A 6,373-nucleotide genomic window follows, 5' to 3' on the forward strand; every position below is an offset into this window, starting at 1 on the left:
GGCGCTGGTCGGGGTCGCACCGCCGCCCTACGGTCGGTCGGTGTGCGCGGCGGACGCGCCGGGGGCTGGTGGGGAGGTGCACGTGAGCGTGACCGTCGCGACGACGCCCGTCACCGGGCAGGAGCTCGAGCGGACGCTCGAGGCCCACCGCCGCGAGCTGACGGGGTACTGCTACCGCATGCTCGGGTCGAGCTTCGAGGCCGAGGACGCCGTGCAGGACACCATGGTCCGCGCGTGGCGGAGCCACGACCGTTTCGAGGGACGGGCGTCGCTCCGGACCTGGCTGTACCGCATCGCCACCAACGTCTGCATGGACGCGTTGGCGGGGCGTCAGCGCCGAGCCCAACCCGTGGACATGGGCCCCGCCGCCGTCCGGCCGAACGAGCCCGGCCCGGCCCTGCCCGAGTACGTGTGGTTGGAGCCGGCGCCCGACGGCCGCGTGCTGCCGGCCGAGGGCGATCCCGCCGAGCTCGCGGTCGCGCGTGAGTCGATCCGGCTGGCGTTCGCCGCCGCGCTGCAGCACCTGCCGCCTCGCCAGCGTGCGGTGCTGGTGCTGCGCGAGGTGCTGCGGCTGCGCGCCACCGAGGTCGCCGAGCTGCTCGCAACCTCCGTGCCGAGCGTGAACAGCGCGCTGCAGCGGGCGCGGGCGACCCTCGCCGAGCGCGGCGTCAGCGAGGACGCACCGGCCGCTGATCTCGACCCGTCGCAGCTCGCGCTCCTCGAGCGGTACGTCGACGCGTTCGAGCGCTACGACCTCGGAACGCTCACCTCCCTGCTGACCGCGGATGCGACGATGTCGATGCCGCCGTTCGCGTTGTGGCTGCGCGGACCGGAGGAGGTCGCGGCGTGGATGGCCGGGCCGGGAGCGGCCTGCGAGGGGTCGCGGATCGTGGCGACGCGGGCGAACGGCCGACCGGCCTACGGGCAGTACAAACCGAGCCCCGACGGCGGGTTCACACCCTGGGCGTTGCAGGTGGTCACCGTCGACGGCGATCGCATCACCGACCTGGTCTTCTTCCTCGACACCGACCGGCTGTTCCCGCTCTTCGACCTGCCCCTCCGGCTCGACGCGTGACACCTCAGCGCGTCACGACACCGGTCTGACCCGGCCGCGTCGGCGCTGGCATGGGGAGCTGGACGTCGACCAGCCCGCTGACATCCCAGCCGCGTCGGGCGAGGGCTGCCCGCGGGTCGCGGTCGAGGTTGCAGCCCTGGCCGATCACGTGCCACGGTCGACGCAACACCCGTTGGAGGCGAGCCGTCGATGGATCGTCGGCAGCGACGTGCTCGAGCAGGACCAGTCGCCCTCCAGGTCGCAGGACCCGTTCGACCTCGCCGAGCGTCCGGTCGACGTCGCTGACCGTGCAGAGCACGAGCGTGCTGACGACCGCGTCGGCGGACGCATCCGGGAGTGGCAGGGCTTCGCCGGGAGCGCGCAGCACCTCGACGTCGGCGCTCACCGGCGTGTCCGCAAGCCGGGTGCGGAGCCGTGCGGTCATCGCGGCGCTCGGCTCCAGCAGGGTGAGCCGTTCCACGCCCGGCCCGTACGCGGCGAGGTTCGCGCCGGTCCCGGCGCCGAGTTCGACGACGTTGCCCGTCAGGTCCGCCAGGAGCTCGCGTCGACGCTGTGCGAGGCCGGCGCGCTCGGAGGAGGCCAGCACGCGGTCGTAGAACGCGGCGAAGATCCGGTCGAGGACGGGCAACGGTGGCCCTTCGGTCGGGGACGTCCGGCGAGGGGACGGTGATCAGGTCCACACTAGGCTCGTTGCGACCTCACACCCGTACCCGCAGGAGCTTGCCATGAGCACCCCGATCCGTGTCGCTGTCACCGGAGCCGCCGGGCAGATCGGCTACGCGCTGGTCTTCCGCATCGCGTCCGGCCAGATGTTCGGTCCCGACACGCCGATCGAGCTGCGGATGCTCGAGATCACGCCCGCCCTGGGCGCGCTCGAGGGCGTGGCGATGGAGCTCGACGACGGCGCGTTCCCGCTGCTCACGGGTATCGAGTGCACCGACGACGCGGCCGTGGCCTTCGACGGTCTGAACGTCGCCTGCCTCGTCGGCGCGAAGCCGCGCGGGCCAGGCATGGAGCGGGCCGACCTGCTCAAGGACAACGGCGCGATCTTCACCGGCCAGGGGAAGGCGCTCGCGGCCAACGCGGCCGACGACCTCAAGGTCGCGGTCGTCGGGAACCCCGCGAACACCAACGCGCTGATCGCCGCGGCCAACGCCGACGGCGTGCCGACCGACCGCTTCACCGCCATGGTCCGGCTCGACGAGAACCGCGCGAAGTCGCAGCTCGCCAAGAAGGCCGGCGTGCCCGTCGCCGACGTCACCAACCTCGCCGTGTGGGGCAACCACTCGCCGACGATGGTCCCGGACGTCGACAACGCCCGTATCGGTGGGAAGCCGGTCACCGAGGTCATCACCGACGAGGGCTGGCTGCGCGGCGAGTTCCTGACCACCGTCCAGCAGCGCGGCAAGGCCATCATCGACGCGCGCGGTTCGTCGTCGGCCGCCTCGGCCGCCAACGCGCTGGTCGACCACGTGGCCAACTGGTGCGGCGGCAAGCCCACCGCCGACGGCGACTGGGTGTCCATGGCCGTGCCGTCAGACGGTTCCTACGGTGTGGCCGAGGGTCTGATCTCCGGCTTCCCCGTCACCACCGACGGTGCAGGCAGCTACCGGATCGTCCAGGGCCTCGATCTGTCCGACTTCGTCCAGGAGAAGCTCGACGCGACCGTCGCCGAGCTCCAGGAGGAGCGCGACGCCGTGCAGGACATGCTCTGAGTCCTGACCCACCCCGCGCGACGAGAGCCAACGACGTGACCCGTGTCTTCTCCGGCATGCAGCCATCCGGTGCCCCACACCTCGGCAACTACCTCGGTGCCTGGGTCAACTGGCTGGCGCTGCAGGACACGGCGGACGAGACCATCTACTGCGTCGTGGACCTGCACGCGATCACCTCGCCGGCCGAGCACGACCCGGCCACGCTCCGGCAGCGCACCGTGGACCTGGCGACCTCGATGCTGGCCGTCGGCATCGACCCCGAGCGCTCGATCCTGTTCGTCCAGTCCCACGTCCGCGAACACGCCGAGCTGACCTGGCTGTTCAACTGTGTGGCCTCGTTCGGCGAGCTGCGCAAGCAACCGCAGTTCAAGGAGAAGTCCGAGGGCCGCGAGTCGGTTTCGGTCGGGTTGTTCGACTACCCGGTGCTGCAAGCCGCCGACATCCTGCTCTACCACGCCGACGAGGTGCCGGTCGGCGAGGATCAGCGCCACCACATCGAGCTGGCGCGTGACATCGGCCAGCGGTTCAACCACCGTTACGGCGAGGTGTTCACCCTGCCGAAGGCGGTCCACCCGCCGGCGGGCGCGCGGGTGATGGATCTGCAGGACCCCGCGCGCAAGATGTCCAAGTCGTCGTCGGCCGAGAAGGGCATCGTCTACGTCCTCGACGAGCCGAAGCGGGTGGAGAAGAAGATCAAGAGCGCCGTCACGGACTCCGACCCCGACGCGCGCATCGTCCACGATCGGGATACGAAGCCGGGCGTCTCGAACCTGCTCGAGATCCTGTCCGCGGTGACCGGGCGTCCGGTGGAGGAGCTCGCCACCGAGCACGATGGCCACGGGTACGGCGGCTTCAAGTCGGCCGTGGCCGAGGCGGTGGTCGAGCGGCTCCGTCCGATCCGCGAGCGCTACGACGAGCTCGCCGCCGATCCCGCCGAGGTCGAGCGTCTGCTCGGCGTGGGTGCCGATCGCGCCCGAGCCATCGCCGCCCCGACCTACCAGGCCGCGCGTGACGCGATCGGTCTGCTGGCGCCGACACCGTGACCGCACCCGACGGCCCCGACACCGCGGACGCGGATGCTGGGCCGCTGACGGTCTACTGGCGTCCCGGCTGCGGGTTCTGCAGCGCCCTGATCCGCGGGCTCGAACGCGACGAGGTGGCCTTCGAGCGGGTCGACATCTGGGAGGACGAGGAGGGGGCCGCGTTCGTCCGGTCCGTGGCGGACGGCAACGAGACCGTCCCGACGGTCCGCGTCGTCGACGTCGCCCTGGTCAACCCCTCGCGGGCCGAGGTCCTCCGCGAGCTGCAGGAGCGCGCCTCCGAGCACCTGCCGGAGGGCTTCGATGTCCCGGAGGTCGGCCGGCTCGGCCGTGCCGTCAACCGGCTCCTCGGCGGCTGATCGGGTGTCGACGGTCGCCCCGGTGAGGGAGGCCGGAGGGACCCGCTGCTAGGCTCGAACGGCCGGACGTCACGCTGCCCGTGAGGGCGAACGCCGGCCTCGTCGGAGCAGCAGCGGGACCCTGCGCGGTGCGTTCGCGTGGAGGTCGAGGAGGACCGATCGATGGCCCAGCAGGTCACGGACCGACCCGAGCGTTCGACGTCGCGGCGCACGCCGTTCGTCGTCGAGCTCTACCGCTCAGCGGTCGGCAAGAAGTACGTGATGGCCGTGACGGGCATCGTGCTGATGGGCTACGTGTTCGCGCACATGCTCGGCAACCTCAAGGTCTACCAGGGTCAGGAGGACTTCGACCGCTACGCCCACTTCCTGCGCGAGCTGCTCTACCCGATCGTCCCCGAGTCCGGGACGCTGTGGCTGATGCGCATCGCGCTGCTCGCCGCGGTGATCCTGCACATCGTGGCCGCCGCCCAGCTGACGGCCATGAACCGGCGTGCTCGGCCCGAGTCGTACCGTTCGAAGCGTGACTTCGTGGCCGCCGACTTCGCCGCCCGCACGATGCGCTGGACCGGCGTGATCGTCCTGCTGTTCATCCTCTACCACCTCGCCGACCTGACCTTCCACTGGGTCAACCCGGCAGCGGAGGGTGCGACGCCGTACGAGCGGCTCGTCGCCAGCTTCTCCAACTCCCTGGTGGCGACGTTCTACGTGGTGTCGAACCTCGCGCTCGGCGTCCACCTCTACCACGGCGGGTGGAGCCTGTTCCAGTCCATGGGTTGGAACAACCGGCGCTTCAACCACTGGCGCCGCTCGTTCGCGATCGCGTTCGCCGTGATCGTGACCCTCGGGAACGTGTCGTTCCCGCTGGCGGTGCAGCTCGGGATCGTCTCCTGAGCGCCTCGCCACCCGCCCGGCCCGAACAGGGAGCTGACACGATGCCGCTCGACTCCAAGGTCCCCGACGGTCCGCTCGAGACCATGTGGGAGGACCACAAGTTCTCGATGAAGCTGGTCAACCCGAACAACAAGCGCAAGTTCGAGGTGATCATCGTCGGGACCGGCCTCGCCGGCGCATCGGCGGCCGCCACGATGGGTGAGCTCGGCTACAAGGTGAAGGTCTTCACCTTCCACGACTCGCCGCGGCGCGCCCACTCGATCGCGGCCCAGGGCGGCATCAACGCCGCCAAGAACTACCACGGCGACGGGGACTCGGTCTTCCGCCTGTTCTACGACACGGTCAAGGGCGGCGACTTCCGCTCCCGCGAGGCGAACGTCTACCGGCTCGCCGAGGTCTCCAACGAGATCATCGACCAGGCCACCGCCCAGGGTGTGCCGTTCGCCCGTGAGTACGGCGGGTTGCTCGCCAACCGTTCCTTCGGTGGCGCCCAGGTCAGCCGGACCTTCTACGCCCGTGGCCAGACCGGTCAGCAGCTGCTGCTCGGCGCCTACCAGGCGCTCGCCCGGCAGGTGAAGGCGGGCACCGTCGAGCTGCACACCCGCTCGGACATGCTCGAGGTGGTCAAGGTCGACGGCAAGGCGGTCGGCATCGTCGTCCGCGACCTCGTGACGGGCGACATCACCTCGCACTCGGCCGACGCGGTCGTGCTCGCCACCGGTGGCTACGCCAACGTCTTCTACCTGTCGACCAACGCGATGGCCTGCAACGCCACCGCAGCGTGGCGGGCGCACCGCAAGGGCGCGCTGTTCGCCAACCCGTGTTTCACCCAGATCCACCCGACGGCCATCCCGTCCTCGGACGAGTTCCAGTCCAAGCTCACGCTCATGTCCGAGTCGCTGCGCAACGACGGCCGCATCTGGGTCCCGAAGGACCCCGACGAGACGCGCGCCGCTGCCGACGTGCCCGAGGATGAGCGCGACTACTTCCTCGAGCGCAAGTACCCGGCCTTCGGCAACCTGGTGCCGCGTGACGTGGCGTCCCGCAACGCCAAGGAGCAGATCGACCAGGGCAAGGGGGTCGGCCCGCTCAAGAACGGGGTCTACCTCGACTTCGCGCAGGCCATGGAGCGCCTCGGCCGTGACGCGATCGCCGAGAAGTACGGCAACCTGTTCGAGATGTACGAGCGCATCACCGGCGAGGACCCCTTCTACACCCCGATGCGCATCTACCCGGCCCCGCACTACACGATGGGTGGGTTGTGGGTGGACTACCACCTCCAGACCACGATCC

7 protein-coding genes are annotated in these 6,373 nt (G+C 70.5%); 6 read left to right on the forward strand and 1 reads right to left on the reverse strand.

What is annotated here, in order from left to right; genetic code table 11:
* Positions 1-82 precede the first annotated feature (82 nt).
* Positions 83-1,075, forward strand: a complete 993-nt coding sequence (locus tag WEB03_RS15145) for a sigma-70 family RNA polymerase sigma factor (protein ID WP_368071752.1) — start codon at positions 83-85, stop codon at positions 1,073-1,075.
* Positions 1,076-1,079: 4 nt separating this feature from the next.
* Here the strand turns inward: WEB03_RS15145 and WEB03_RS15150 are convergent, their stop codons facing one another.
* Positions 1,080-1,703, reverse strand: a complete 624-nt coding sequence (locus tag WEB03_RS15150; RefSeq protein WP_368071753.1) for a class I SAM-dependent methyltransferase — start codon at positions 1,701-1,703, stop codon at positions 1,080-1,082.
* Positions 1,704-1,800: 97 nt separating this feature from the next.
* On the opposite strand from WEB03_RS15150, the gene WEB03_RS15155 reads away from it, so the two are divergent.
* The 5 genes from WEB03_RS15155 to sdhA all read left to right on the forward strand — a co-directional run.
* Entirely contained in the window at positions 1,801-2,790 is a 990-nt protein-coding gene (locus WEB03_RS15155) for a malate dehydrogenase (RefSeq protein ID WP_368071754.1), read from the forward strand.
* Positions 2,791-2,825: 35 nt separating this feature from the next.
* Complete coding sequence (trpS, locus tag WEB03_RS15160) at positions 2,826-3,833, forward strand: tryptophan--tRNA ligase (protein ID WP_368071755.1); 1,008 nt, start codon at positions 2,826-2,828, stop codon at positions 3,831-3,833.
* Entirely contained in the window at positions 3,830-4,189 is a 360-nt protein-coding gene (locus tag WEB03_RS15165) for a mycoredoxin (protein ID WP_368071756.1), read from the forward strand. Before trpS ends, WEB03_RS15165 begins: the two co-directional genes overlap by 4 nt.
* Positions 4,190-4,351: 162 nt before the next feature.
* A complete protein-coding gene (locus WEB03_RS15170) occupies positions 4,352-5,080 on the forward strand; it encodes a succinate dehydrogenase cytochrome b subunit (protein ID WP_368071757.1) in 729 nt (242 codons plus the stop codon).
* Between the two features lie 41 nt (positions 5,081-5,121).
* A partial coding sequence (gene sdhA / locus WEB03_RS15175; protein WP_368071758.1) for a succinate dehydrogenase (quinone) flavoprotein subunit occupies positions 5,122-6,373 on the forward strand: 1,252 nt, incomplete at its 3' end.

Origin of the sequence: Nitriliruptor sp. (genome assembly GCF_040882075.1) — a bacterium.
Taxonomy (GTDB): Bacteria; Actinomycetota; Nitriliruptoria; order Nitriliruptorales; family Nitriliruptoraceae; genus Nitriliruptor.